The sequence below is a fragment of the Streptomyces sp. NPDC055287 genome (assembly GCF_053646035.1).
Map to the genome: position 1 here is coordinate 34,422 of NZ_JBSHNE010000028.1, position 24,264 is coordinate 58,685.

22 protein-coding genes are annotated in these 24,264 nt (G+C 71.4%); 15 read left to right on the forward strand and 7 right to left on the reverse strand.

Going from position 1 to position 24,264, the window contains the following annotated elements:
- Positions 1-168: 168 nt before the first annotated feature.
- Positions 169-1,944, forward strand: a complete 1,776-nt coding sequence (locus ACWIHY_RS30280) for a hypothetical protein (RefSeq protein ID WP_454379166.1) — start codon at positions 169-171, stop codon at positions 1,942-1,944.
- Between the two features lie 59 nt (positions 1,945-2,003).
- On the opposite strand, the gene ACWIHY_RS30285 is transcribed toward ACWIHY_RS30280, so the two are convergent.
- Positions 2,004-3,338 carry an ABC transporter substrate-binding protein gene (locus ACWIHY_RS30285; protein ID WP_454379203.1) on the reverse strand — a complete coding sequence of 445 codons (1,335 nt, stop codon included), beginning with the start codon at positions 3,336-3,338 and terminating at the stop codon, positions 2,004-2,006.
- A gap of 171 nt (positions 3,339-3,509) precedes the next feature.
- Here ACWIHY_RS30285 and ACWIHY_RS30290 point away from each other — a divergent pair, with 171 nt between their 5' ends.
- The 3 genes from ACWIHY_RS30290 to ACWIHY_RS30300 all read left to right on the forward strand — a co-directional run bounded on the left by ACWIHY_RS30290 (position 3,510) and on the right by ACWIHY_RS30300 (position 5,776).
- Positions 3,510-3,956: an SCO4402 family protein gene (locus ACWIHY_RS30290; RefSeq protein WP_454379204.1), complete on the forward strand. Its 447-nt coding sequence runs from the start codon at positions 3,510-3,512 to the stop codon at positions 3,954-3,956.
- Positions 3,957-3,983: 27 nt separating this feature from the next.
- The gene (gene purU / locus ACWIHY_RS30295; protein ID WP_454379167.1) at positions 3,984-4,874 is read left to right on the forward strand and encodes a formyltetrahydrofolate deformylase; all 891 of its coding nucleotides are present in this window, start codon (positions 3,984-3,986) and stop codon (positions 4,872-4,874) included.
- Positions 4,875-4,985: 111 nt separating this feature from the next.
- Positions 4,986-5,776 (forward strand): IS5 family transposase gene (locus ACWIHY_RS30300; protein ID WP_454379205.1). Its coding sequence is split into 2 segments (ribosomal slippage): positions 4,986-5,318 and positions 5,321-5,776, totalling 789 coding nucleotides; the frame shifts between segments, so codons are not numbered across the junction.
- Between the two features lie 12 nt (positions 5,777-5,788).
- On the opposite strand, the gene ACWIHY_RS30305 is transcribed toward ACWIHY_RS30300, so the two are convergent.
- Entirely contained in the window at positions 5,789-6,991 is a 1,203-nt protein-coding gene (locus ACWIHY_RS30305; protein WP_454379206.1) for a zf-HC2 domain-containing protein, read from the reverse strand.
- A gap of 140 nt (positions 6,992-7,131) precedes the next feature.
- Positions 7,132-7,716 (reverse strand): sigma-70 family RNA polymerase sigma factor, encoded by a 585-nt coding sequence (locus ACWIHY_RS30310; RefSeq protein WP_454379168.1) that lies wholly within the window; start codon positions 7,714-7,716, stop codon positions 7,132-7,134.
- A gap of 253 nt (positions 7,717-7,969) precedes the next feature.
- Between ACWIHY_RS30310 and ACWIHY_RS30315 the strand changes: the two genes are divergently transcribed.
- Positions 7,970-8,344 carry an STAS domain-containing protein gene (locus ACWIHY_RS30315; RefSeq protein WP_454379169.1) on the forward strand — a complete coding sequence of 125 codons (375 nt, stop codon included), beginning with the start codon at positions 7,970-7,972 and terminating at the stop codon, positions 8,342-8,344.
- Positions 8,345-8,404: 60 nt separating this feature from the next.
- On the forward strand, positions 8,405-8,935 hold the full coding sequence (locus ACWIHY_RS30320; protein WP_454379170.1) for an EF-hand domain-containing protein: 531 nt from the start codon (positions 8,405-8,407) through the stop codon (positions 8,933-8,935).
- A 50-nt stretch (positions 8,936-8,985) separates the two neighbouring features.
- Here ACWIHY_RS30320 and ACWIHY_RS30325 read toward each other — a convergent pair whose 3' ends face one another.
- The gene (locus tag ACWIHY_RS30325) at positions 8,986-10,530 is read right to left on the reverse strand and encodes a class I adenylate-forming enzyme family protein (RefSeq protein WP_454379171.1); all 1,545 of its coding nucleotides are present in this window, start codon (positions 10,528-10,530) and stop codon (positions 8,986-8,988) included.
- A gap of 141 nt (positions 10,531-10,671) precedes the next feature.
- On the opposite strand from ACWIHY_RS30325, the gene ACWIHY_RS30330 reads away from it, so the two are divergent.
- The 4 genes from ACWIHY_RS30330 to ACWIHY_RS30345 all read left to right on the forward strand — a co-directional run bounded on the left by ACWIHY_RS30330 (position 10,672) and on the right by ACWIHY_RS30345 (position 15,018).
- Positions 10,672-11,910 (forward strand): amidohydrolase family protein, encoded by a 1,239-nt coding sequence (locus ACWIHY_RS30330; protein ID WP_454379172.1) that lies wholly within the window; start codon positions 10,672-10,674, stop codon positions 11,908-11,910.
- On the forward strand, positions 11,910-13,073 hold the full coding sequence (locus tag ACWIHY_RS30335; RefSeq protein ID WP_454379173.1) for an acyl-CoA dehydrogenase family protein: 1,164 nt from the start codon (positions 11,910-11,912) through the stop codon (positions 13,071-13,073). The genes ACWIHY_RS30330 and ACWIHY_RS30335 overlap by 1 nt, the downstream gene beginning before the upstream one ends.
- Complete coding sequence (locus ACWIHY_RS30340) at positions 13,073-14,014, forward strand: acyl-CoA dehydrogenase family protein (RefSeq protein ID WP_454379174.1); 942 nt, start codon at positions 13,073-13,075, stop codon at positions 14,012-14,014. Before ACWIHY_RS30335 ends, ACWIHY_RS30340 begins: the two co-directional genes overlap by 1 nt.
- Before the next feature lie 536 nt (positions 14,015-14,550).
- Positions 14,551-15,018, forward strand: a complete 468-nt coding sequence (locus ACWIHY_RS30345) for an ATP-binding protein (protein ID WP_454379175.1) — start codon at positions 14,551-14,553, stop codon at positions 15,016-15,018.
- A gap of 304 nt (positions 15,019-15,322) precedes the next feature.
- Here the strand turns inward: ACWIHY_RS30345 and ACWIHY_RS30350 are convergent, their stop codons facing one another.
- The gene (locus ACWIHY_RS30350) at positions 15,323-16,252 is read right to left on the reverse strand and encodes a cyclase family protein (RefSeq protein WP_454379176.1); all 930 of its coding nucleotides are present in this window, start codon (positions 16,250-16,252) and stop codon (positions 15,323-15,325) included.
- Between the two features lie 84 nt (positions 16,253-16,336).
- On the opposite strand from ACWIHY_RS30350, the gene ACWIHY_RS30355 reads away from it, so the two are divergent.
- The 3 genes from ACWIHY_RS30355 (at position 16,337) to ACWIHY_RS30365 (ending at position 19,588) form a co-directional block, all read left to right on the forward strand.
- Entirely contained in the window at positions 16,337-17,251 is a 915-nt protein-coding gene (locus ACWIHY_RS30355) for an SDR family oxidoreductase (protein WP_454379177.1), read from the forward strand.
- Between the two features lie 121 nt (positions 17,252-17,372).
- Positions 17,373-18,518 carry an acyl-CoA dehydrogenase family protein gene (locus ACWIHY_RS30360; RefSeq protein ID WP_454379178.1) on the forward strand — a complete coding sequence of 382 codons (1,146 nt, stop codon included), beginning with the start codon at positions 17,373-17,375 and terminating at the stop codon, positions 18,516-18,518.
- Positions 18,519-18,532: 14 nt separating this feature from the next.
- Positions 18,533-19,588, forward strand: coding sequence for a Zn-dependent alcohol dehydrogenase (locus ACWIHY_RS30365; RefSeq protein ID WP_454379207.1), 1,056 nt, complete (start codon positions 18,533-18,535; stop codon positions 19,586-19,588).
- A gap of 110 nt (positions 19,589-19,698) precedes the next feature.
- On the opposite strand, the gene ACWIHY_RS30370 is transcribed toward ACWIHY_RS30365, so the two are convergent.
- Positions 19,699-20,766, reverse strand: a complete 1,068-nt coding sequence (locus tag ACWIHY_RS30370) for a GlxA family transcriptional regulator (protein WP_454379179.1) — start codon at positions 20,764-20,766, stop codon at positions 19,699-19,701.
- A 95-nt stretch (positions 20,767-20,861) separates the two neighbouring features.
- Between ACWIHY_RS30370 and ACWIHY_RS30375 the strand changes: the two genes are divergently transcribed.
- Together ACWIHY_RS30375 and ACWIHY_RS30380 are read left to right on the forward strand one after the other, a co-directional pair.
- Positions 20,862-22,103 carry an MFS transporter gene (locus ACWIHY_RS30375; RefSeq protein ID WP_454379208.1) on the forward strand — a complete coding sequence of 414 codons (1,242 nt, stop codon included), beginning with the start codon at positions 20,862-20,864 and terminating at the stop codon, positions 22,101-22,103.
- A 160-nt stretch (positions 22,104-22,263) separates the two neighbouring features.
- Complete coding sequence (locus ACWIHY_RS30380) at positions 22,264-23,637, forward strand: MFS transporter (RefSeq protein WP_454379180.1); 1,374 nt, start codon at positions 22,264-22,266, stop codon at positions 23,635-23,637.
- On the opposite strand, the gene ACWIHY_RS30385 is transcribed toward ACWIHY_RS30380, so the two are convergent.
- The gene (locus tag ACWIHY_RS30385; protein ID WP_454379209.1) at positions 23,627-24,226 is read right to left on the reverse strand and encodes a flavin reductase family protein; all 600 of its coding nucleotides are present in this window, start codon (positions 24,224-24,226) and stop codon (positions 23,627-23,629) included. The two genes, ACWIHY_RS30380 and ACWIHY_RS30385, sit on opposite strands and share 11 nt — an antisense overlap.
- Positions 24,227-24,264 lie beyond the last annotated feature (38 nt).

Below are 24,264 nucleotides of genomic sequence, written 5' to 3' on the forward strand. Positions count from 1 at the left end.
CGTCGGCCCATACCGGTGCATTGAGGGCGCATCTTGGCGCAGGGCTGCTGTCGGGACTCCGGCGGTATGTGTGGGGAACGTGGGCGCGTGGCAGAGGCGTGTCGTCACCCGGTAGCGTGAACCGACGGTTCCGTAGGTCCACACATACGTCCACACGTAGGAGTCCCGGTGACGCAGAGCGGACAGGGTGACGAGTCGCGGCTTCCCGCCGCGCGGCCGCCCGCGCACGAAGGTGTCGTGCTGCCCGCGGACGGCAGCGGTCCCTGGATACCCGGGGCGCCCGAGGAGCAGGTGGCTCCGGCGGGTGGACAGCCGTGGGGTCAGCCGTGGGGGCCGCAGCAGGCCGCCGCCGCTCAGCCGCCGCAGTACGGCGGGCCGCAGCAGCCGCAGCAGCCGCAGTACGGGACGCAGCAGTACGGCGCCCAGCAGCCGGCACAGCAACAGCAACCGCAGCAGCAGTACCAGCAGCCTCAGTACGGCGCCCCGCAGCCGGGTGCGCCGCTGCCGCAGCAGCAGCCGCCCGGGGCCCTGCCGGCGCCGCAGCAGCAGGGGGCGCAGCAGCAGTACGGTGCGCAGCAGCCCCAGCAGCCGCACCAGTACGGCGCGCAGCCCGGGCAGCAGCAACCCCAGCCCCAGCCGCAGCAGCCCCAGCAGTACGGCTCCCAGCCCGCGCCCCAGCAGCCCGGCGGGCAGCAGTACGGCCAGCAGCAGCCGCAGCCCCCTCAGGCGCAGGCGCAGCAGCAGCCCGCCGCCCCGCTCCCGCCGCCGCAGCAGTACGGCGCCCCGAAGGCGCAGCCGCAGCCGCTGCCCGCGGAAGCCCCCGCCGGAGGCCAGGGCGCCGCCGAAGCGGACGCGACCCAGTACATCCCGTACGTGCCGCCGGCCGGGCCCGGCGCCCTGCCTCCCGAGAACCCGGCGGAGTCCACGCAGTTCCTCGGCAGGCACCAGAACGCGCCTGCTGCCGCTCCCGCAGGCGACGCGGACGCCACGCAGTACCTCCCGCCCGTCCCGAACGCGCAGGGCGCGCCCGAGGCGCCCTCCGGCGCCCCGTTCGGCATCCGCCCCGGCGCACCCGAAGACCGGCAGCCGCCCGCCGAGTTCGACAACCTCTTCCGGGCCGACGCCGGCCCGTCGCCGGCGGACTCCACGCAGCAGATGCCGCCCGTCAACGCGCAGCTCCCGCACCAGCAGCAGCCGCCGTACCAGCAGCCGCCGTTCGGAGCCGCTCCCCAGGGCCGCGCCGCGCGCCGCAACACCGCGCAGGCAGGGCCGCACGCTCCCACGACGCCCACGGCTTCGACGGGGGCCGATCAGCGCCGGCGCAATTCGCCCCTGGTGCTGATCGCCGCCGTCGTCGTCGGCTGCTCCGTACTCGGCCTCGGTGCCGGCGCGCTGCTCAGCGGGGGCGACGAGAAGCCCGAGGACAAGAAGCCGGTCGCCGCGCAGAGTTCCACGGGAGGCGACGCGTCGCCGCAGGCCGCCGCGGACCCGGCCAAGCCGCAGGCCGAGTCGCTCGACGCGCTGCTCGCCGACAGCAACGACAGCCGCGCCTCCGTGATCAGCGCGGTCCAGTCGATCGGGAGCTGCAAGAACCTGCCGAAGGCGGCGAGCGATCTGCGGGCCGCCGCCAAGCAGCGCAACGAACTGGTCACCCGCCTCAAGGGCCTGGCCGTCGACAAGCTGCCGAAGCACACAGAGCTGTCGGCCTCCCTCACCACCGCGTGGCAGGCGTCGGCGGCGGCCGACAACCACTACGCCGCCTGGGCCGATCAGGTCGGGGCCAAGAAGGGCTGCAAGAAGGGCCAGGCCCGGCCGACGCCGCAGCAGCAGGCGGGCAACCGCGAGAGCGGCAAGGCTTCGCAGGCGAAGAAGGAAGCCGTCGGCATGTGGAACGACATCGCCAAGCGGTACGGCCTGACGGAGCGCGACGCCACGCAGCTCTGACGGTGCGGGCAGGGGGCGGGTGCCGAGTCGGCGCCCTCCCCCTCACCTTTCGCGCCGGATCACCCCGCGGATGGTGCCCGTACCAGCGTGTCCCCCACGTTTACGAAGCCCTCCTTGACGGCGACCAGCCGTCCCCGCCGCACCACTTGGAACGTCACTTCCCGGTTGACGATGCGCGGGAAGTCCCGCGTCGCCAGCATGTGCTCAAGACGCCAGCTGAGGGTCGGTGTGAGGCCGCCCGTCTCGACTCCCTGCAGACGGTTGAGCGACCCGGCGACGTCGGACGCCGAAACGCTGCCCTTGTCGCCGTCCCCGCCGCCCTCCGCGAGCGCCTCGAGAACCGCCTTGAGGACCGTGTACGCGATCCACGTGGTCTGCACCCCGGGATCGGCCGGGTCGATCCGGGTGTCCGCGAAGGCGTGTTCCCGGATCACCTCGCGCATCGGGTTCCAGCGTGCGTCGCTCGCCACCGGGTACCAGCCCGTGACGTACGCCCCCTCGAAGGGGCCCTCCTTGCCGCCCGTACGGTCGACGAGCGGCTGTCCGACGCTGCCGAGGACCGACGCGACGCCGACGTCCCGGGGGGCCTCGGCCTCCAGTCTCCGGAACGAGTCGAAGAAGGTCTCCGTACGGTCGCCGAGCACCGCCGTGACGCAGCCCCTTCCGGTCCCGTACGCGTCGAAAGCGCCCGCACTGGTGAGCGCCTGGCGGGCCTGCTTGGTGTAGTCGTTCGCGTCCTCCGCGGCCCGGATGTCCGTGGGCGTCTTGCGGTCGCCCTCCGCGAGGCCCGAACCGAGGAGCGTCGGCAGGTCGTCACCGGCGACCGTGTCGGGGCGTACCAGGGACACGCGGTCGCAGTCGCTGGAGAGCTGTCTGCCATTGCCGGCGAGGAGGGCCGTCTGGCCGCCGTTCACCGGGTACGAGAGCGGGCTGGTGAACTCTTCGTCGGACGCGCCGTACCCGCCGAGGAACGGGATGCCGGCGACCTCCAGCGGCGCCATGAAGGCCCGGCCGTGCTGGCTGTACGAGCCGACGACCGCGACGGCGTCCTGCCGTACGGCCTGCTTGGCGCACTTGGCCGCGCCGACGGTGCTGTTGCGCTCGTTGCAGGTGATGACCTTGAGTTCGTGGCCCGCGAGGCCGCCGTTCTCGTTGGCCCAGCGGGCGTAGGCCTGGGCCATGGCGGGCATTCCCGGCATGTTCGTGGCCGAGGTACCTTCCGGGGCCCACGTCATGACGGTTACGGGCTCCCTGGATCCCCCCGAGGCTCCAGGGAGCATTCCGCAGCCGGTCAGCAGCGACGCCCCGACCGCCGTCGCCGTGGCCGCGGCGAATAAGGCCGCGGTCCTTGAGAGGAGTGGGCGGGTGGAGAGAGGGCTTCGCCGTCCGGTCATGTGCATGCACGTTTCCGCCCCATGGGTAACGGTGGAGTGAGCATGTCTCAACGCGCGGTGACATCGAGGTGAATTACGGGGGGCCGTACGCCCGTGCTGTGGGGGAACGTACGATCTGCAACCGTGCAAGGTTCGGTGAACTCTTCCCGTCGCGGCCGTCGCTCCCCCACCATGGGCGGCATGCCGCTCAATGACATGCCGTGGTGGCGCTGGCGCACGAACGTGCGATCGGCGCTGCACATGCTCTCCGATCCCGTCTTCCAGCAGGAGTGCTGGCTTGCGGGCCTCGAGGGCTACGGAGACGTGACAGACGCCGTGTACCGGCTGGTGGAGGACACCTGGCTGGACAACTGGTCGGCCGAGAAATACGTCGGAACGATTTTTCGGGACTCCCAGGAGGCGTCGCTCGTCGACGTCGCCGTCCTGCGCGTTCTGAAGATCATGCATCAGGTGGGTGCGGACGCCCCCGTGTCGGCGTACCTCGAACACCACGCCTGGCCGGAAGCGGTGCGGGCGGCGCGCGAGGCGCACGTACGGCTGGCGGCGAACGACGGTGAGGACCCGGACACCGCGCCGCGCACGCTCGAGGTGATCCGCATTCTGACCAGGTCCGCCTGACCGCGCCGAATATGAAATCCTCGGGGTATGAGCGTCCCGCAGCCCGCCTCCTCGTCCGACCGGTCCTCCCCGGACCAGTACGTCCTCACTCTTTCCTGCCCGGACAAAAAGGGCATTGTGCACGCCGTGTCGAGCTATCTGTTCATGACCGGCTGCAACATCGAGGACAGCCAGCAGTTCGGCGACCACGACACGGGTCTGTTCTTCATGCGGGTCCACTTCACGGCGGACGCTCCCGTGACCGTGGAGAAGCTGCGGGCGAGCTTCGCCGCGATCGGTGACTCGTTCCGGATGGACTGGCAGATCCACCGCCCGGAGCAGCGGATGCGGATCGTGCTGATGGTCAGCAAGTTCGGGCACTGCCTGAACGACCTGCTCTTCCGGGCGCGGATCGGCGCTCTGCCGGTGGAGATCGCCGCGGTCGTCTCGAACCACACGGACTTCGCCGAGCTGGTCGGCTCGTACGACATTCCCTTCCACCACATTCCGGTGACGCGGGAGAACAAGGCCGAGGCGGAGGCGCAGCTCCTCGAACTCGTACGCTCCGAGAACGTCGAGCTGGTCGTGCTCGCCCGCTACATGCAGGTCCTCTCGGACGACCTGTGCAAGCAGCTGAGCGGCCGGATCATCAACATCCACCACTCCTTCCTGCCGAGCTTCAAGGGCGCGAAGCCGTACCACCAGGCGCACACGCGCGGTGTGAAGCTCATTGGGGCGACGGCGCACTATGTGACGGCCGACCTCGACGAGGGCCCGATCATCGAGCAGGAGGTCGAACGGGTGGGCCACGACGTGACGCCGGAGCAGCTGGTGGCGATCGGGCGCGACGTGGAGTGTCAGGCGCTGGCTCGGGCCGTGAAGTGGCACAGCGAGTACCGCGTACTGCTCAACGGCCGCCGCACGGTGGTCTTCGCCTAGGACAGCTTGCAAGGCGGCGAGGCAGCGGGCCGCCGGCCGTCGCGGGTGCCCTTAGAAGTCATTTCGTTTGGCGTGATCTTGCGACATGCTGATGAGGTGACGACGAAGCTTGTGGAGCGTCTGGTCCCGGATGGGCTCTGGGAGTTGTTTCAGCGGGTGGTGCCGCCGGCCCCGGTGAGGCCGCAGGGTGGTGGGCGCCGACGGCATGGTGATCGAGAGGTCCTGGCCGCGATTGTGTTCGTGGCCACGTCAGGCTGCACGTGGAACCAACTCCCGCCCGGTTTCGGCCCGTCCGGGGTGACGGCTTTTCGCCGGTTCACCGAGTGGTCGCAGGCCCGGGTCTGGGCCAAGCTCTACCGCCTGGTCCTGGACGAGCTCGGAGCTCGGGGCGAGCTGGACTGGAGCCGGTGCGCGATCGACTCGGTCAGTGTTCGCGCACTCAAAGGGGGCAGCTGACGGGACCGAATCCGACCGACCGTGGCAAGAGCGGGTCCAAGATTCACCTCATAGTCGACCGCAACGGCCTTCCGCTTTCGATCGGCATCTCCGCCGCCAACACCCACGACAGCCAGGCGCTCGAACCCCTCCTCCGCGGCATCCCACCCATCCGATCCCGGCGCGGCCCTCGGCGCCGACGACCGGCCAAGCTGCATGCCGACAAGGGATACGACTACGTTCACCTGCGGCAATGGCTTCGCTCACGCCGTATCGCACCACGCATCGCCAGGCGCGGCATCGAGAACTCAGCACGCCTGGGCCGACACCGCTGGGTCGTCGAACGGTCCATCGCCTGGCTCGCCGGCTGCCGCAGACTGCACCGCCGATACGAGCGAAAACCGGAACATTTCCTGGCCTTCACTGCCATCGCGGCAACCCTCATCTGCAACCGCAGACTCTCCTAATGAAATGACTTCTTAGAGGCGGCTCAGTGACGCCGCCGCGAAGAGTACGTCGCGGATGGCCTCCCGGTCGCCGTTCTGGCCGGCCGCCGCGTCCTGCGGCGGCACGTGGCCCGAGGCCAGCTGGCAGAACTCGACGCCGTCCAGCGCGACGTGGGCCACCTGGTGGGCGGGCGAGCCGACCGCCGCGGGGGAGTCCAGTGCGATGTACCAGTCGCCGCCGCCCGCGCCCTCGATCTCCAGGTGGAGCGAGCGGCCGGGCGAGCCCGCGGTCACCAGGCTCTGGGCGGGGGCGGCGAGACCGGCCCTGCGGCGGGCCGCGAGGGTCGCCGGGATCATCCGCGCGGCCAGGTCGATCATGCTGTTGAGGTGCGCGGCGGACGGCGGCTCGTACGGATAGTCCACCGCGTCCGCGATGTCGCCCGCGTGCACCCAGCACTCGAACGCCCGGTCCAGCAACGCGTCGCGCAGGGGCAGCGCGAAGTCGCCGTACGAGACGGAGAGCTCGGCCACGCCCCGGCCCGCGAAGGACGCCGTGCGGATCAGGGCGTGGCTCTGCTCGCGCCAGGGTTCGCGGACGGTTCGGGTCGGCGGGAAGTGGGACCCGCGCCAGTACGACTCGGTGCGGTCCGACGGCGACACGGGTCCGTCTGCGCCCAGTGGATCGTCGAGGCCCAGAGCCTTGGCGACCAGGCCGTCGACGCTCATCAGGTGGCCGATGACCCCGGCCACCGTCGTCTTGCGGGTGGTCGCCTCCTCGCCCGCGAACCATTTGAGGCGCACCGGAGCGTGCCACTCCGAGTCGCCGATGTCCCGCAGCAGGGCGTCCAGGCGCGCCGTCTCGGCGTCGTACGGCGTGGCCCATCCGGGTACAGGGATACGGGCGGGCCTGCGACCCAGGCAGCCGTCGAGCACCCGGTTGCGCAGCAGGGGATCGAGGTCCAGGCTGCGCTCGGTGTGGAGCAGGGCGACCGCGTCCCGCAGCCGCAGCGCCTCCTCGGCGCAGGGGGCGCACTCGGTGAGATGGTCCTCCACGGCCTTGGTCTCGTCGGCCGAGCACGCGGACAGGGCCCAGGCGCCCAGCAGCGACTTGAGTACGCCGTGGGACAGGGCGGGGGCGAGGGAAGGGGCCGCGGGAGGCGGCGGAGGCGGCGGCAGGGGCGGGGGCGCCGGCTCCAGGACCTCGCGGTTGTCCGCAGCCGCTCTCGGTGACGGTATGCGCGGAGCCCGGCCCTCCGGCCGCTCCCGCCCGCCGCTTCCGTCGGAACCGTTGCCCTCGGGCCCGTGCGGTCCCTGCGGTCCGTGGGGTCCCTGCGGTCCGTGGGGGCCGCGCGGGCCGTTCGGACCGTGTCCCGCGCTCACCTGTGCTCTCCGTATCCGGGCGGGGACGACAGTCCGTCCTGGGGGCGCGGGTTCGCCGTGGACAGCAGTTGCAGCCCGAGCCGCAGCCGCCGGCGTGCCTCGTCCTCCGTGACCCCCAGGTCGGCCGCCGTCTGCCGGTAGTCCCTGCGCTGGAAGTACGCGAGCTCCAGCGCGGCCCGCAGCGGCGCCGGCATCGACGTCACGATGTAGTCCGCGCGGGCGGCGGCCGACGCCCTGCGCACCTTCTGCTCCAGCTCCTCCGAGGTGACGTCGCCACCGTCCCGCAGCGCGGCCGACTCGGTCTGGCGCAGCCGGTGCACCGCCTGCCGGTGCGTGAGCCTGGCCACCCAGGACCTCATCGAGCCCTGCTTCGGGTCGTACGCGTCCGGGTTCTCCCAGACGTAGCCGAACACCTCGCGCGTGATCTGGTCGGCCGCGCCGTCGTCGTCCAGGACCCGGTGGGCCAGGCTGTGCACCAGCGACGCGAACCTGTCGTACAGCTCGCCGAGCGCCGCCGCCTCACCCCGGGCGAGCCGCTGCTGCATCCTGCGGTCCCAGCGCGGTGGTGCGTCCTTCGCCATGCGGCCCCCAACCCTGTGCGCCTGCCCACCGTGTGCCTCTCGTCACTTCCTTCGAATGTAGTGCGAGCTGCTGACAACGCATGCCCCTTTACGGTAAGTGCGTTCGCGTCCCGGGCCGGGATGATAATGATCCGGTCCTCCCGATGCGGTCTCTTTCCGGTGTCTTTCACAGGGCGTGTTTCATGCGGGTGCGGCGGGGCAGCCGCGACTGGAAGGACGACTTCCGCATCAGCAGAACGAAAGGTCCGGACGCGTGACGCTGAAGGTGATCGAGGCCGAGCACAACGCCTGGGCCGTACTGCACGTCTCCGGAGAGCTGGACCTGGTGACCTCACCCGCGGTCCGCCAGCACGTCCACGGCGCCGTCGCGAACGGCCGCCACCGCGTGGTGCTCGACCTGTCCGGAGTCCAGTTCTGCGACTCCAGCGGGGTCGGCGTCATGATCGCCGCCCGCCGCCTGATGCACTCCTGCGGCGGCGACCTGCGGCTGATCCTGCCCGCACGCGGCGCGGTCGACGGTTCGCACGTGAACAAGGTGCTCGCCGCCCTCGGCGTACGCCGCCTCTTCGAGGTCTACCCCGACGTGGCCACGGCAGCCGACGACGAAGCCCAGGCTCTCTCCGCCTGAGGCGGTGGGAGAACCCGCGGAATTCCCCCGTCGGCTCTTCTACGTCGTACCCTCCCCCCTATGGACAGCGCAGAGTACGAGCGCAAGACAGCGGCCCGTTTCGCCAGCTTCGACCAGGACGGCAACGGATACATCGACCGCGAGGACTTCAGTGCCGCGGCGGCGGCCCTGCTGGCCGAGTTCGGGACGACGGCCCGTTGCGACAAGGGGCAGGCGCTCTACATCGGGGCCGAGGCCTTCTGGCAGGGCATGGCAGGCATCGCCGACGTGGACGGGGACCAGCGGGTCAGCCGCGAGGAGTTCGTCACGGGAGCGGTGAAGCGGCTGCGGGACAACCCGCGGCGGTTCGCCGAGATCGCCCGCCCGTTCCTCCACGCGGCGATCGCCGTCGCGGCCGAGGAGGACGGCAAGGGAGTCACTCCGCAGGCCGCGGGGCGGGTCCTGCGCGTGCTGGGCGTGGCGGGAGACAGGGCGCAGGCCGTCGCGGCGGCGCTCGACGCGGACGGTGACGGTCTGATCAGCGAGGAAGAGATCCTGACCGCCTTCGCCGCGTACTACACGACGCCCGGACCGGACGAGCCGCGGGCCTGAGACGAGGGGCCTGAGACGAGGAGCCCGGGCTGTCGGCCCGGGCCCGACGTTCACCGCGAATAGCGTTCGCGCAGTTTGTACTTGAGGACCTTGCGCAGTGTCTCGTTGCGCGGAAGCGCGTCCACGAGTTCCAGCTGCTCGGGCAGTTTGTGCACGGACAGCCCCCGCGCCCGCAGGTACGCGCCGACCTCCTCCAGCGTGAGCGGCGCGGCGCCCGGAGGCTGTTCGACGACGGCGCACACCCGCTCGCCGCGCGCCGGGTCGGGCAGCCCCACCACGGCCGCGTCGCCCACGCCCGGGTGCCGGTGCAGGAGGTTCTCGATCTCCTTGGCCGAGATGTTCTCGCCCTTGCGGATGATGATGTCCTTCAGCCGTCCGGTGAGCACCAGATGTCCCGTCGCGGTGAGGTGCCCGACGTCGCCGGTGATCAGGAAGCCGTCCTGGTCGAAGGCCGCCGCGTTCTGTGACGGCTCCAGGTAGCCCCGGCACACCGCTTCGCCGCGCAGCCGCACTTCGCCGTCGTGACCGGCGGGCACCGGCGTGCCGTCCTCTGCGGTGATGCGTATCTCCATCCCTTCGGGCGGCCGGCCCTCTGTGGTCGCCAGGTTCTCCGCCGTGTCGTCCGGTGAGCCCATGGTGATCATCGGGACCTCGGTCATGCCGTAGCCGTGGGTCAGTTGGCAGCCCATCTCGCGCACGACGGCGTGGTAGATCTCCGGCGGTTTGGGCGCTCCGCCCCCGGCGAGCAGCCGCAGGGTGGGAACGATCCTGCGGGCGGGGTCCTTGCGCTGCTCGGTCAGGAACATGGAGTAGAAGGCGGTGGACCCGCCCGCGACGGTCACGCCGTGCCTGCGGTAGCCGTCCAGCGCGGCGGGCATCGCGAAGTGCTCGAAGAGGACGGCGGGAAAGCCGTACAGAAGCAGCGTCACCAGGTAGTCGGGGCCGCCGATGTGCGCGTACGGGAACGCTATCGAGCCGACGTCGTCCGGGGACAGCCGCAGGGCGTGCGCGAGACAGGAGCCGCCCGCGATCAGGGAACGGTCGGTGTGCAGGACGCCCTTGGGATCGGACGTCGTCCCGGAGGTCCAGTAGATCCAGCGGACCGTGGTGCCGTCCGAAGGAGGCTCCGGGAGCGTTCCCGGATCCCCGTCCGGCACGTTCCCGTACGCCTCGAAAACGCCACGCGCGCCGAGCCGGTGCGCCATCTCCGTGTGGTCAAAACCGCGCCACTGCCCCGGTACGGCGAAGAAGTCCGCCTTTGACTCCCTCAGGGCGAAGCCGACTTCGCGCTCCCGGTAGAACGGGATGACCGGCGTCTGTACGGCGCCGAGCCTGGCCAGCGCCACCGACAGGAGCACTGTCTCGATCCTGGTCGGCAGCTGCCAGGCGACGACGCTGCCCGGGCGTACGCCCTGTCCGTGCAGGCCGGCCGCGACGCGCTCGGCGCGGTCCCTGAGCTCGCCGAAGGTGAGTGCGCCGTCGTCCTGGAGCAGTACGGGCCGCTGCGGGGTGAGCGCGGCGCGGCGGTCGACGAGTTCCCAGAGCGTGCGGGAGGCGCCCAGTGCGTGCGCGGTGTCGGTCGCGGTGTCGGTCACGGCATTCCCCTCACAGCTGACGGGCAGTCAGATTGTTCGGAGAGCGTAGGGCGCCGCGCCTTGTCGGTCCAGGGGTGCGGGGCTAGCCTGATATCTGACGGGCCATCAGAAACGCGGTATCGCGAACGCCGGAGGACACCCATGGAACTGCCTCGGATCGTCAGCGTCGACGACCATGTGATCGAGCCGGCGCACCTCTTCGAGACCTGGCTTCCGGCGCAGTACCGCGACCGCGGCCCCAAGCCGCTGACCGCGGGGATCGGCGAGCTCGCCTACGTGGCGGGCAAGTACCAGATCACGATGGATCCCGACGGCCCGCCGACCGACTGGTGGATCTACGAGGACCTCAAGTTCCCGTACAAGCGCAACATCGCCGCCGTCGGCTTCGACCGCGACGACATGACCCTGGAAGGCATCACCCGCGCGGAGATGCGGCGCGGCTGCTGGGACCCGAAGGCCAGGCTCGCGGACATGGACCTCAACCACGTCGAGGCGTCCCTGTGCTTCCCCACCTTCCCGCGCTTCTGCGGCCAGACCTTCGCGGAGGCGCACGACAAGGAAGTCGCCCTGGCGTGCGTGCGCGCGTACAACGACTGGATGGTGGAGGAGTGGTGCGGCGACAGCGGCGGCCGGCTGATCCCGCTGTGCATCATCCCGCTGTGGGACATCGGCCTGGCCGTCGCCGAGATCAAGCGGAACGCGGCACGCGGCGTACGGGCGGTGACCTTCAGCGAGATCCCCACCCACCTCGGGCTGCCGTCCATCCACTCCGGCCACTGGGACCCGTTCTTCGCGATCTGCGAGGAGACCGGAACGGTCGTCAACATGCACATCGGCTCGTCCTCCCAGATGCCCGCCGCGTCCCCGGACGCCCCGCCCGCCGTGCAGGCCGCCCTCAGCTTCAACAACGCCATGGCCTCGATGATGGACTTCCTGTTCAGCGGCGTCCTGGTGAAGTTCCCGCGCCTCAAGCTGGCGTACAGCGAGGGCCAGATGGGGTGGATTCCGTACGCCCTGGAGCGCGCCGACGACGTGTGGGAGGAGCACCGCGCGTGGGGCGGCGTACGGGACCTGATTCCCGAGCCCCCTTCGACGTACTACTACCGGCAGATGTTCTGCTGCTTCTTCCGCGACAAGCACGGCGTCGCGTCCCTGGACGTCGTCGGGCGCGACAACGCCACCTTCGAGACCGACTACCCGCACGTCGACTCGACGTTCCCGCACACGAAGGAAGTCGCGCTCGATCACGTGAAGGGCCTCGACGACGAGACGGTCTACAAGCTGATGCGCGGCAACGCCATCCGCATGCTCGGGCTCGACCTGGACCGCGACCGGGTCCCCGCCGCGGTTCGGATCCCCGCCGCCGACCGCGTCCGCTGATGGACCTCACGTACACCGAGGAGGAAGAGGACTTCAGGGCGCGCCTGCGCGAGTGGCTGGCGGCCACGCTGCCGGGGCTGCCGCCCCGGCCGGACCCGCTGGACTGGCCGGGCCGGCGCGCGTACGACACGGCGTGGCAGCGCAGGCTGTACGACGCCGGGTACGCGGGGCTGCACTGGCCCGCCGACGCGGGCGGGCGCGGCGCCACCCCCACCCAGCACCTGATCTTCCTGGAGGAGACGGAGCTGGCCGGGGCGCCCTACGTCGGCGCGAACTTCGTGGGCCTGCTGCACGCGGGACCGACGATCGCCGCCGAGGGGAGCCTTCGGCAGCGCGCCCGCTGGCTGCCGCCGATCCTGCGCGGCGACGAGGTCTGGTGCCAGGGATTCAGCGAACCCGACGCCGGCTCGGACCTGGCGTCGCTGCGCACCAGGGCGGTGCGGGACGGGGACGCGTACGTCGTCACCGGATCGAAGATCTGGACGTCCCACGCGGAGGTCGCCGACTGGTGCGAGCTGCTGGTACGCACCGAACCGGTGAGCGCGGACGTTCCCAGGCACCGGGGCATCACCTGGCTCGCCCTGCCGATGAACGCTCCGGGCGTGACTGTCAGGCCCCTGCGCACGCTCACGGGAACGGCCGAATTCGCGGAGATGTTCCTCGACGAGGTACGCGTCCCGGCCGCCAACCGCGTAGGGGAAGAGAACGACGGCTGGCGCGTCACCATGGTCACCCTGTCGTTCGAGCGGGGCACGGCCTTCGTCGGCGAGGTCGTCGCCTGCCGCCGCACCCTGCGCGCACTCGCCGCGGCCGCTCGCGGGAACGGCCGCTGGGACGATCAGGAAGTGCGCCGCACCCTGGGCCGCCTCAACGCCGAATTCAATGCCCTGTGGCGGCTCACGCAGTGGAACGTCAGTGAAGCGCAGCGCACAGGGGGTGTTCCCGGGAACGGCGGTTCCGTCTTCAAGCTGCGCTACTCGCATGCCCGCCAGGAGCTGTACGACGCCGCCGCGCGCGTCCTCGGCCCCGGCTGCCTGGACCTGTCCCACGACTGGACCCTGGACCGGTTGTCGTCGCTCTCGTACACGATCGCCGCGGGGACGTCGCAGATCCAGCAGAACATCGTCGCCGAGCGCATCCTCGGCCTTCCCAAGGGGCGCTGATGGATTTCCGTCTCACCGACGACCAGCGTGCGCTCCGGACGGGCGTACGTGAACTCCTCGAAGGCCGCTTCGGGCCGGAACGGCTTCGTACGGCGGTCGACAAGCCCGGCCCTGGACGGGACGCGTCCCTGGACCGTGCGCTGTGGCGGGAGCTCGGCGACGCCGGATTCTTCGCGCTGCGGCTGCCGGAACAGGACGGTGGAGTGGGCCTCGGCCTCCCGGAGGCCGTGCTCGCCTTCGAGGAGGCCGGCCGCGTGCTGCTGCCGGGCCCGCTGGTGGCCACGCACCTCGCCGCCGGCACGGTCCCGGGAGCGGCCACCGGCGAGACCGTGGTGACGAGGGTGGACGGCGAGCTCGTGGAGTGGCTGGAGGCGGCCGACGAGGTGCTCGGGAACGCCGCGGGAGCCGTGCCCGTACGCTCCGTGGACCCGCTGACGCCGCTGCACCGCGTACCCGCCAGGGCCGGACGTGGGGCCAAAGGCGGCGCCAGGACGGGCCCGGAGCCCGTGGCCGCGCCCGGGACCGCGCCGGACGCCGGCCTCGCGGCGCTCCTGACCGCCGCGGAACAGCTCGGCAGCGCCGCCCGTACCACCGAGACGGCCGTTGCCTACGCGCGCGAGCGGGAACAGTTCGGGCGGCCCATCGGCGCCTTCCAGGCGGTCAAGCAGCTGTGCGCGCAGATGCTCGTACGCGCCGAGGTGGCCCGCAGCGCCGTGTACGGGGCCGCGGTGACCGGAGACCCGGTGGAGATCGCCGGGGCGAAGCTGCTCGCCGACGACGCGGCGGTCCGCAACGCGCGTGACTGCCTTCAGGTGCACGGCGGCATGGGCTTCACCTGGGAGGCCGACGTACACCTGCATCTGAAGCGCGCGTGGGTGCGTGCCGAGCGGTGGGGTACGGCGGGGGACGCGGCGGAGGTGCTCGCCGCTGCGCTGCTGTGAGCAGCGGGCGGCCGGGGGAGCGGTCGCGTGCGGATCGCGGCAGGGGGCGATCGGGCGCGGACTGCCTACGGAACGTTACGAAACACCCCGAGCCGCTTACGTTCTGTGCGCCGTGTGGCCCTCGGTAATCCCCCGGTCACTCCAGCCTGCGACTGGTGAGCGATTACCGTGCGTCGATATCGGGTTGTGTCCTTCACGTGACTCGTCACGGGCCGGAGTCGGGGGTGCGCTCCGGTACTCTCCGTGGGATGCGAGTGGTTGTGTTGCGCAGCTGTCCCGGCGTTGCCTCTGTGGTGACTCCGGGCCGCGAGATGTGCGCCGCTCGCGCCGTGCGGAGGCGTTCTACGCGCCCCTGTTCGACTCCCCGCAGCGCGCGTCGCACAGTATGCACCACGCGTACTCCTTCGCGCTGGAATATGCCCGAAGCGCTTGTTGCGGTGACTGTACGTCAACCATGCTGTCCCATAAGGGAATCACGTTCCGTGACCCTGTGGAGACGCGAGGCGATGTGTCCGCCGGTTCGGATGGTGTGAGCGGTGCAGGTGCTTCAGGTGCAGTTGGAGGTAGGGGCCGACCCCGCCGAGGTGGGGCGCGCTCGGAGGTGGGCCCGCTCGCGGCTGGCCGGCTCCGGAATAAGAGTCGATGAGCCACTGGCCGAGACCCTGATCCTGCTCATCTCGGAACTGGTCACGAACGCGGTCGTGCATACGGGCTGTCCGGCCGTACTGCGCATGCTCTTCGGCACCGCCGACGACGGCACGGTCCGGGTCGAGGTCGCCGACGCGAGCGCCCGTCCCCCCAAGCCCCGGCACGCGGAGGGCGACGACACCAACGGCCGGGGGCTGGAGCTGGTCGACGGCCTCGCCGACCGTTGGGGCTGGCAGTCCGAGGGCGCCGGCAAGCGGATCTGGTGCGAGGTCGACCGGGGGGCGCCCGTGGTGGCGACAGGGGCGTACGAGGCGGCTGTGTATGAGCCGTCGTGCGCTGTCACAAATAGCGCGTAACTCGCAAAACGCCGATCAGGTGTTGACGGTTCGTGATGGTCTGATGACCCTTGGGTGAGGCGATTCGCTGCGAGGGGACGCCGAGGATTCGAGCTGCGTTTCCGGCGGCCCGTCCTTGGCGAACGCGGGTCGTGGTTCGGCGTCAGCTCCTCCGGGGGAAGCGAGAGGGGCAGGGCCTGTACGCCGGAGCCGGGTGGTGGCCCTTGTGCCGCGCTCGGGGCGTGCGGAAGTGCGTCGCCACCCGGCTGTTCATCGTCATCCGGCTGTTGGTCGCCATCCGGCTGTTCACCGCCGTCCGGCAGCGTCAGAGGATCGCCACAGGGGCGACCGGGGTGCCCGTTCCCCCGGCGAACGGCTCCGGCATCGCGGAGAGCAGGAAGGCGTACCGCCCCTCCTCCGCACAGGCTGTGGACAACTCCTCCAGATTCCAGTTCTGGCCCTGGATCATGCCCATCTCGACGAGGTCGAGGGCGTGCACGGGCAGCCACAGGTTCTCGATCTCCGGCGGGAAGATCTCGAAGGTGAGCGTGTCGTTCGCGACCGCGGCCACGTCGCGGGCGTGGAACCACTCGGGCGTACGGATGGACAGGCCGGGCGACGGATAGCCGTACGCGTGCTTGTCGCCCGCCAGGTAGGTCTGTATCTGTCCGGTCCGTACGAGGACGATATCGCCGGCCCGCACGGTCGTTCGCGCCAGCTCCTCGGCGGCTTCGAGGTCCTCGGGCGTCACCGCGTGGTCCCCGGCCAGCCGGTCCACTCCGCGTGCGCGGGCCACGTCGAGCAGCACCCCGCGCGAGACGACGTGCCGCGCCTTGTCGATGCCGCTGAAGCGGGCGCGGGTGTGGGGGGTGATGGTGTCGGCCGGGCGGCCGTTGTAGATCTTCCCCGAGTGCGAGGCATGGGTGAGGGCGTCCCAGTGCGTGGCCGCCTGGAGCCCCATGGTCACGGCGTCGTCGCTGGTGGCGACGGTGCCGGGGCCGAAGAGCTCCTGGTTGATCTGGACCATGGAATGGAGCGGATTGATCCGCCCCGGAATCAGCCCTGTCTGTACGCCGTCCTCCTTGAGCGGGAGCGCCAGGGGGATGCGGCGGCCGGTGCGGACGGCGGTGGTGGCGGCTGTGCGTACGACCTCGTCGGTGATGAGGTTCAGGGTGCCGATCTCGTCGTCGGCGCCCCAGCGGCCCCAGTTGTTCACGCGCTTGGCGATGTCGTGGAACTCGGCCGGCAGTGACATGGGGCCTCCTCGGGTCTTGTGTCCTGGCACCTGGATGCCCATAAAATCTAACGGTCCGTCAGAAACCGCGGGAAGGGGCCGGGCGTGGGGAACTTCTTGGCAGGCAAGGTCGTCGCCGTGACAGGGGCCGGGCGGGGCATCGGGCGAGCGGTGGCGCTGGCCTGCGCGGCCGAGGGCGCGAGGGTCGTCGTCAACGACTACGGCGTCTCGATGGAGGGCTCGGAGCCGACGAGCGAGGTCGCCGAGGCGGTGGTGAAGGAGATCACGGCGGCGGGCGGCGAGGCGGTCGCGGTCGCCGACGACATCTCGACCATGGCGGGCGGACAGCGGATCGTCGACGTGGCGCTGGCGCAGTACGGACGTATCGACGGGGTGGTGTGCGTTGCCGGGATCCTGCGCGAGCGGATGCTCTTCAACATGGCCGAGGAGGAGTGGGACCCGGTCATCGCGACGCACCTGAAAGGGACGTTCACGGTCTTCCGGGCGGCGTCGGCGGTGATGCGCAAGCAGGGTGTCGGAACGCTGATCGGCTTCACGAGCGGCAACCACCAGGGGAGCGTCGCCCAGGCCAACTACAGCGCGGCGAAGGGCGGGATCATCTCGCTCGTCCGGAGCGCGGCGCTCGGGCTGCACAAGTACGGGGTCACGGCCAACGCGGTGGCGCCGGTGGCCCGTACGCGGATGTCCGCGAACGTACCGATGGAGCTGAAGGAGATCGGCGAGCCGGAGGATGTGGCGGCGCTGGTCGTGTACCTGCTCTCCGAGCGGGCGCGGGACGAGGGAATCACCGGGCAGGTGTACACGGTCGCCGGCCCGAAGATCGCGGTCTGGGCGCAGCCGAGGGAACTGCGGGCTGCGTACGCGGAAGGCGGGCGGTGGACGCCGGATCGCATCGCGGACTTCCTGCCGGGGGCGGTGGGCACCGACCCGATGCCGATGCTGGCGCAGCTGGAGGCGATGGCTGAGGCGGCGTCCCGGAAGGCGCGGCCGAACGCGTGAGGTTGGGGGCGAAGGAGTGGTGCGGGAGGTGGGGCGGGGGAGTGGTTCGGGCCCGGCCGCACCCAGGCCCACCCGGCCGTCCCCCACTCAGCCCATCCGCTCGACGAACAGGAGACGCACCGTGGACTTCGCCTTCGGCCCCGACGACGACGCCTTCAGACGTGACGCGCGGGAGTGGCTCGCGGCGCATCCCGGGGCCGCGGCAGGAACGGACTGGGAGCGGGAACTCGGTGGCGGGGGCTGGATCGGGCTCGGGTGGGACGACGGCGGTGCGTACGGCGGCCGCCGGGCCGGACTGACCCAGCAGGTCGTCTGGGCCGAGGAGTACGCCCGCGCCCGCGCCCCCGCCCGAGCCGGCCACATCGGCGAGAACCTGCTCGCCCCCACCCTCATCGCCTACGGCACGGACGCGCAGAAGCAGCGGTTCCTACCCCCGATCGCGCGCGGCGAGGAGCTCTGGTGCCAGGGCTACAGCGAGCCCGGAGCCGGTTCCGACCTGGCCGGGGTCCGCACCGTCGCCGTACGGGACGGGCGCACGTACCGCGTCACCGGGCAGAAGATCTGGACCTCCCTCGCCCAGGACGCCGACTGGTGCTTCGTCCTGGCCAGGACCGAGGACGCGCGGGCGGGTGCCCGGCGTCACCACGGGCTGTCGTTCCTGCTGGTGCCGATGGATCAGCCGGGACATGTCGACGTACGGCCCATCCGGCAGATGACCGGGACCAGCGAGTTCAACGAGGTGTTCTTCGACGGGGCCGTGGCCCGGGACGTCGTCGGCGGTGAGGGAGACGGCTGGCGCGTCGCCATGGGCCTGCTCGCGCTGGAGCGCGGCGTGTCCACCCTCGTCCAGCAGATCGGCTTCGCGGAGGAGCTGCGGCGGGTCGTGCGGCTCGCCGTCGAGACGGGCGGCGCCGGTGACCCCGTCGTACGCGGCCGCCTCGTCCGGCTGTGGGCCGAACTCCACACCATGCGTGCCAACGCCCTGTGCACCTTGGGCACTTCACGGGGCGGGCCCGGCGCCCCCAGCGTCGCCAAACTCCTCTGGGGCGGCTGGCACCGGCGACTGGGCGAGCTCGCCGTCCAGGTGCGGGGCGCGGCCGCGACGGTCGGGCCGTGCGACTGGGACGAGGAGCGCCCGTACGAACTCGACCCCCTGCAAAAGCTGTTCCTGTTCAGCAGGGCCGACACCATCTACGGCGGCTCCGACGAGATCCAGCGGAACATCATCGCCGAGCGCGTGCTCGGCCTACCGAGGGAGTCCGGATGACGAGTGGCGGCGGCATGCGGGGTGTTGTCTTCGACGGGAGCACGGTTCAGGTTGTCGACGACCTCGAGATACGCGACCCGGGGCCCGGGGAGGTCATGGTCGCCGTCGGCGCGGCCGGGCTGTGCCACAGCGATCTGTCCGTCATCGACGGGACGATCCCCTTCCCGGCCCCCGTCGTCCTCGGGCACGAAGGCGCGGGTGTCGTGGAGGCGGTCGGCGCCGGCGTGAAGCATGTGGCGCCCGGTGACCATGTGGCGCTCTCGACCATCGCCAACTGCGGGGCGTGCGCGGAGTGCGGCCGTGGCCGGCCGACGATGTGCCGCAAGGCGATCGGGATGCCCGGGCAGCCGTTCTCGCGACGCGGCGAACCGCTGTACCAGTTCGCGTCGAACTCCTCCTTCGCCGAGCGCACGATCGTCAAGGCCGTCCAGGCCGTCAGGATCCCGGACGACATCCCGATGAGCTCCGCCGCCCTGATCGGCTGCGGCGTCGTCACCGGCGTGGGCGCCGCGCTGAACCGGGCGAAGGTCGATCGCGGGGACACGGTCGTCGTCATCGGGACGGGCGGGATCGGCCTCAACGTCATTCAGGGCGCCCGCATCGCCGGTGCGCTGACCATCGTCGCCGTCGACTCCAATCCGGCGAAGGAGGCGGTCGCGCGGCAGTTCGGCGCGACCCACTTCCTCCCGTCGGCGGGCGGCGACGCGGTACGGGAAATCCTGCCGACCGGCGCGGACCACGCCTTCGAGTGCGTCGGCAAAACGGCCCTGATCCGGCAGGCGATCGACCTGCTCGACCGGCACGGACAGGCGGTGCTGCTCGGGGTGCCGGCCGCCACGGCGGAGGCGTCGTTCCGCGTCTCCTCGATGTACCTGGACAAGTCGATCCTCGGCTGCCGGTACGGCTCTTCGCGCCCGCAGCGGGACATCGCGCTGTACGCCGAGCTGTACCGGGAGGGCCGGCTGCTGCTCGACGAGCTGGTGACGGAGACGTACCCCGTCGAGGACTTCGCGAAGGCGGCGGACGACGCGCACCACGGGCGCGTGGCGCGTGGAGTGCTGGTCTTCTGACCGGTTACGACACGGTTCTGACGTACGCGGGGCTTCGGCCGGTGGGTCTGCGGCCGGTGGGATCTCCGGCGCCGGGGCTGTGGGCGGCGCCTGAACTCCGGCGCTCGACATCATGCGGTGGTGGTCTTGAGGGCGCTGCCGCCTCCCGCGTTGCCGCCTCCTGCGTCGTCGCCTCCCGCGTCCGAGTGGCTCGTCGTGGCGCGGAACGTGCGGCGGTAGACGGTCGGGGGTACGCCGAGCGCCGCCTGCAGGTGCTGGCGCAGTGAGGTCGCCGTGCCGAAGCCGGCGGCTCGGGCGACCTGGTCGATGGACAGGTCGCTGGACTCCAGAAGGTGCCGGGCCCGCTCCACGCGCTGCTGGGCCAGCCACTGGCCGGGGCTGATCCCGGCCTCCTCGCGGAAGCGCCGCGTGAACGTCCGTACCGACATCGACTCCTGCTCGGCCATGTCGCGGAGCTGGATCGGTTCGTGGAGCCGGCCGAGTGCCCATGCCCGCGCCGCCGTGGTGGTCGCCAGCTGGGGTTCGGGCACCGGGCGGTGGATGTACTGGGCCTGGCCGCCGTCCCGGTGCGGCGGTACGACGGTGCGGCGGGCCACCTCGTTGGCGACGCCGCTGCCGTGGTCGCGCCGCACGATGTGCAGGCAGAGGTCGAGCCCGGCGGCCACCCCGGCGGAGGTCAGGACGTCACCGTTGTCGATGAACAGCACGTCCGCGTCGACCCTGACCGACGGGAACAGCCGCTGGAAGTGCTCGGCCGACGACCAGTGCGTGGTGGCGGGCCGGCCGTCGAGGTAGCCCGCCGCCGCCAGGACGTAGCCGCCGGTGCAGATGGAGACCATGCGGGTGCCGGGGCGTACGAAGGTGAAGGCGGCCTCGAGGTCATCGGTCAGTACGCCCTGGTCGTAGACCGGGCCGAGCTCGTACGACGCGGGGATCACGACGGTGTCGGCGGTGGCCAGCGCCTCGGGGCCGTGCTCGACGGCGATGGAGAAGTCGGCGTCCGTGCGGACCGGGCCCGGCGGTCGGACCGAACACGTCACGATCTCGTAGAGGAGCTCGCCCGACGGGTCCTTCGCACGGCCGAAAATGCGGTGCGGGATACCGAGTTCGAAGGGGAGCAGCCCGTCGAGCGCGAGGACGACTACGCGGTGCGGCACCGCGTGACGTTCCTTGTTCATTGGCTGCCCCTCCACCCTCTTATTCACTGGCTGGTATAGACCTCAAGCTGGTACATGTCTCCGCTGTGACGGACAAGCGCGCAGCAGCCCAGGACATTCCCGAGACGACGCGTACGCCGTCAGTGGCCCCCCGAGGCCTCTGGAACCGTAACTTCCGGCTCTTCTTCGTGGCCCGTACGGTCGCCGTCTTCGGCGACGGCATGGTCCCGGTCGCCCTCGCCGCAGGCCTGCTCGGCGCGGGCCACCCCGGCTCGTCCGTCGGCTACGCGCTCGCCGCGTGGATCGGTCCCTTCGCGGTGCTGGTCCTTTTCGGCGGCGTTCTCGCGGACCGCTTCACGCCGCGCCGGATGATGATCGTCGCGGACGGTCTGCGGCTGGTCGGTGCGTCGGTGCTCGCGCTCTCCTTCGCGGCCGGCGATCCGTCGGTGTGGGTGGTGTACGGGCTGAGCGCGGTCAGCGGCGTCGGCGCCGCGCTCTTCCAGCCCGGCGTCGCTTCGATCGTGCCGCGCATCGCGCACGACGTACAGCGGGCGAACGCGCTCCTGCGGGTGTGTGAGGCGCTCATGACCATGGCGGGTCCGGCCTTCGCCGGGCTCGTGGCAGGCCTGTCCGGTGGCGCGGGAGCCGTCTTCGCCGCGAACGCCGCGACCTTCGGGGTGAGTGGAGTCTGCCTGTTCCTGCTGCGGCTGCCGCCGGTCGGCCACCCGCTGGAGCGCGGCTCGCTCATGGCCGAACTGATCGACGGCTGGCGCGAGTTCACCGCGCGCAGCTGGCTGTGGGGCGTCATCGCGATCTGGACGGTGTACGGACTGACCGTCGCCGGCCCGATGCTGCCGCTGACGGCCGTCCTGGTGACCGAGGCCCACGGCTCAGGGATGTACGGCGCCCTGATGGCGGTCCAGGGCGCGGGCAGCGTCGCGGGCGGCCTGCTGGCACTGCGCCTGCGGCCGGGGCGTCCGCTGGCGGCGGGGGCGGTGGCGCTGCTCGGGATCGTGGTGAACCTGGTGGTGCTGGGGCTGGACATGTCCGTACTCGCGCTGGGGACGGGTCAGTTCATCGCGGGCGCGGCATCCGCCTTCTGGCTGGTGATGTGGTCGACGACGGTCCAGACGCACGTCCCCGACGAGGCGCTGAACCGCCTGCACGCGTACGACGTGTCCGGATCGCTGCTCATGATGGCGGCGGGACGGGCACTGGCGGGTCCGGTCGCGGAGGCGGTGGGCGCGGACACGGTGCTGCTGGCGGGGGCCGCGGTCATGGTGCTGGTGGTCGGGGTGCTGCTGGGAGCCCGGCCGATCCGGGAGCTCGGGCGGATAGGCCGAGGCGGGTGGAGGTGACGCCGGTGGGCCGAGGCGGGTGGGCTGAGGCCGACGTCGTGCGGCCGGAGGCCGAGGCTGAGGAGCTTCGTCCCCGCGCGTCCCGCCGTGTCCCGATCCTTGCGAACGCTGGCCGCCGGGCCACTCGCCCGCGATCCCGGCGGCACCGAAGCTGAGTGACGTGACCCAGACGACCGATGCCGCCCCGCACGCCGCCCCCGGGCCGGCCGGATCCCGCCGCCCGGCCCGCCCGGTTCGGATCCACCGAGCCTGGTTCGTCGCGGCAGTCGCCTTTGTGACGATCACCGGCGGCGCCGCGTTCAACTCCCTGCCGGGCCTGCTGATCGACCCGCTGCACGAGTGGTTCGACTGGTCGCGCGGCGAGGTCGGATTCGCGGTTTCCATCAACATGGCGCTGTACGGCCTGACCGCGCCGTTCGCCGCCGCGCTCATGGACCGCTTCGGCATGCGCAAGGTGGTGGCCGTGGCGCTGAGCATGGTCGCGGCAGGCTCGCTGCTCAGCGTCTGGATGACGGCCAGCTGGCAGCTGATGCTCTACTGGGGCCTGCTCGTCGGCCTCGGCACCGGCTCGATGGCGATGGCCTTCTCGGCCACGGTCACCAACCGCTGGTTCGTCGAGCGCAGGGGCCTTGTCACCGGTGTCCTGACGGCCGCGGGCGCGTCCGGCCAGCTGGTCTTTCTCCCGCTCTGCGCCTGGATCGTCGAGGAACACGGCTGGCAGCCCGCATCCGCCACGGTCGCGCTCGTCGCGCTCGTCGTGGTCCCGTTCGTCTGGCTGCTGCTGCGCGACCACCCTGCGGACGTGGGGCTCGCGCCGTACGGCGGGGAGTACGTACCCAAGCCGGCGCCGCAGACGGGCGCGGCGAAGCGCGCGGTCACGGTGCTCTTCGCGGCGGCGAAGACCGGGCCGTTCTGGCTGCTGGCGGGAACGTTCGCCATCTGCGGCGCCTCGACGAACGGGCTAGTCCGCACCCACTTCATCCCCTCGGCCCACGACCACGGCATGCCGATCACCGCCGCCGCCTCACTCCTGGCCGTCATCGGTGTCTTCGACGTCATCGGCACGATCGCCTCCGGCTGGCTGACCGACCGTTTCGAGGCGCGCCGCCTGCTGGCCGTGTACTACGCGCTGCGCGGCATCTCGCTGCTCTTCCTGCCGATGCTGATGGCTCCGAGCGTTCACCCTCCGATGCTCTTCTTCATCGTCTTCTACGGCCTGGACTGGGTGGCCACGGTTCCGCCGACCCTCGCGCTGTGCCGCGAGCAGTACGGCGAGGACTCGGCGATCGTCTTCGGCTGGGTACTCGCCTCGCACCAGGTGGGCGCGGCCGCGGTCGCCGTCGCGGGCGCTGTGGCGCGGGACGCGTTCGGTTCGTACGACGTGGTCTGGTACGCGGCGGGGGCGCTGTGCGCGGCGGCTGCGCTGATGTCACTGATGATCCGCAGGAGGCACATCCCCACCCTGGCGCCCCCTGTCACCCCCGGGGCCGGGACAGAGGCCGGTGCCGAGGGCGTTGAGCGGCTCACGCGCTGAACCGGCCGAACCTGCCCCGGTGGAAGAGCAGGGGCTCCCCGTCGGCGGCCCCGCCCAGCGCCTCCACCCTGCCGACCACGATCAGGTGGTCGCCGCCCGTGTGCACGGTCTGGATGCGGCAGTCGATCCAGGCCGGTACGGAGTCGAGCAACGGTGACCCGGTGACGGGCGCCGGCTCGTACCCGACGCCCGCGAACTTGTCCGCCCCGCTCACCGCGAAGCCCCGGCACAGTCCGCCCTGGTCCGCGCCGAGGATGTTGACGCAGAAGACGCCGGCGCGGGCTATGCGCGGCCAGGTGGTGGACGTACGGGCGACCATGAAGGTGACCAGGGGCGGGTCGAGGGACAGCGAGGCGAAGGACTGGCAGGCGAAACCGGCGGCGGGCTCCTCGGGGCCGACGGCGGGCGCCGTGATGACGGTGACCCCGCTGGCGAAGTGGCCCAGTACGGACCGGAATTCGGCCGGGTCGACCGGCAGCCGCTCGTCCTCGCCGACGGCCCGCAGGTCGGGGCGCGGGAGCGCGTCGTAGGGTTCGGCGACCGTGGGGGCGCCGACCGACCTGAGGTATCGGACGGCGGTGACCGCCATCCCTGCGTGTCCCATCACACCACTCATTGAAGCTGACG

Coding starts and splice junctions, on each gene's coding strand:
- ACWIHY_RS30385 (WP_454379209.1), bottom strand. CDS start 24,226: ATGGCGGTCACCGCCGTCCGATACCTCAGGTCGGTCGGCGCCCCCACG.
- ACWIHY_RS30370 (WP_454379179.1), bottom strand. CDS start 20,766: ATGAACAAGGAACGTCACGCGGTGCCGCACCGCGTAGTCGTCCTCGCG.
- ACWIHY_RS30285 (WP_454379203.1), bottom strand. CDS start 3,338: ATGACCGGACGGCGAAGCCCTCTCTCCACCCGCCCACTCCTCTCAAGG.
- ACWIHY_RS30290 (WP_454379204.1), top strand. CDS start 3,510: ATGGGCGGCATGCCGCTCAATGACATGCCGTGGTGGCGCTGGCGCACG.
- ACWIHY_RS30340 (WP_454379174.1), top strand. CDS start 13,073: ATGGATTTCCGTCTCACCGACGACCAGCGTGCGCTCCGGACGGGCGTA.
- ACWIHY_RS30320 (WP_454379170.1), top strand. CDS start 8,405: ATGGACAGCGCAGAGTACGAGCGCAAGACAGCGGCCCGTTTCGCCAGC.
- ACWIHY_RS30350 (WP_454379176.1), bottom strand. CDS start 16,252: ATGTCACTGCCGGCCGAGTTCCACGACATCGCCAAGCGCGTGAACAAC.
- ACWIHY_RS30330 (WP_454379172.1), top strand. CDS start 10,672: ATGGAACTGCCTCGGATCGTCAGCGTCGACGACCATGTGATCGAGCCG.
- ACWIHY_RS30365 (WP_454379207.1), top strand. CDS start 18,533: ATGCGGGGTGTTGTCTTCGACGGGAGCACGGTTCAGGTTGTCGACGAC.
- ACWIHY_RS30335 (WP_454379173.1), top strand. CDS start 11,910: ATGGACCTCACGTACACCGAGGAGGAAGAGGACTTCAGGGCGCGCCTG.
- ACWIHY_RS30310 (WP_454379168.1), bottom strand. CDS start 7,716: ATGGCGAAGGACGCACCACCGCGCTGGGACCGCAGGATGCAGCAGCGG.
- purU (WP_454379167.1), top strand. CDS start 3,984: ATGAGCGTCCCGCAGCCCGCCTCCTCGTCCGACCGGTCCTCCCCGGAC.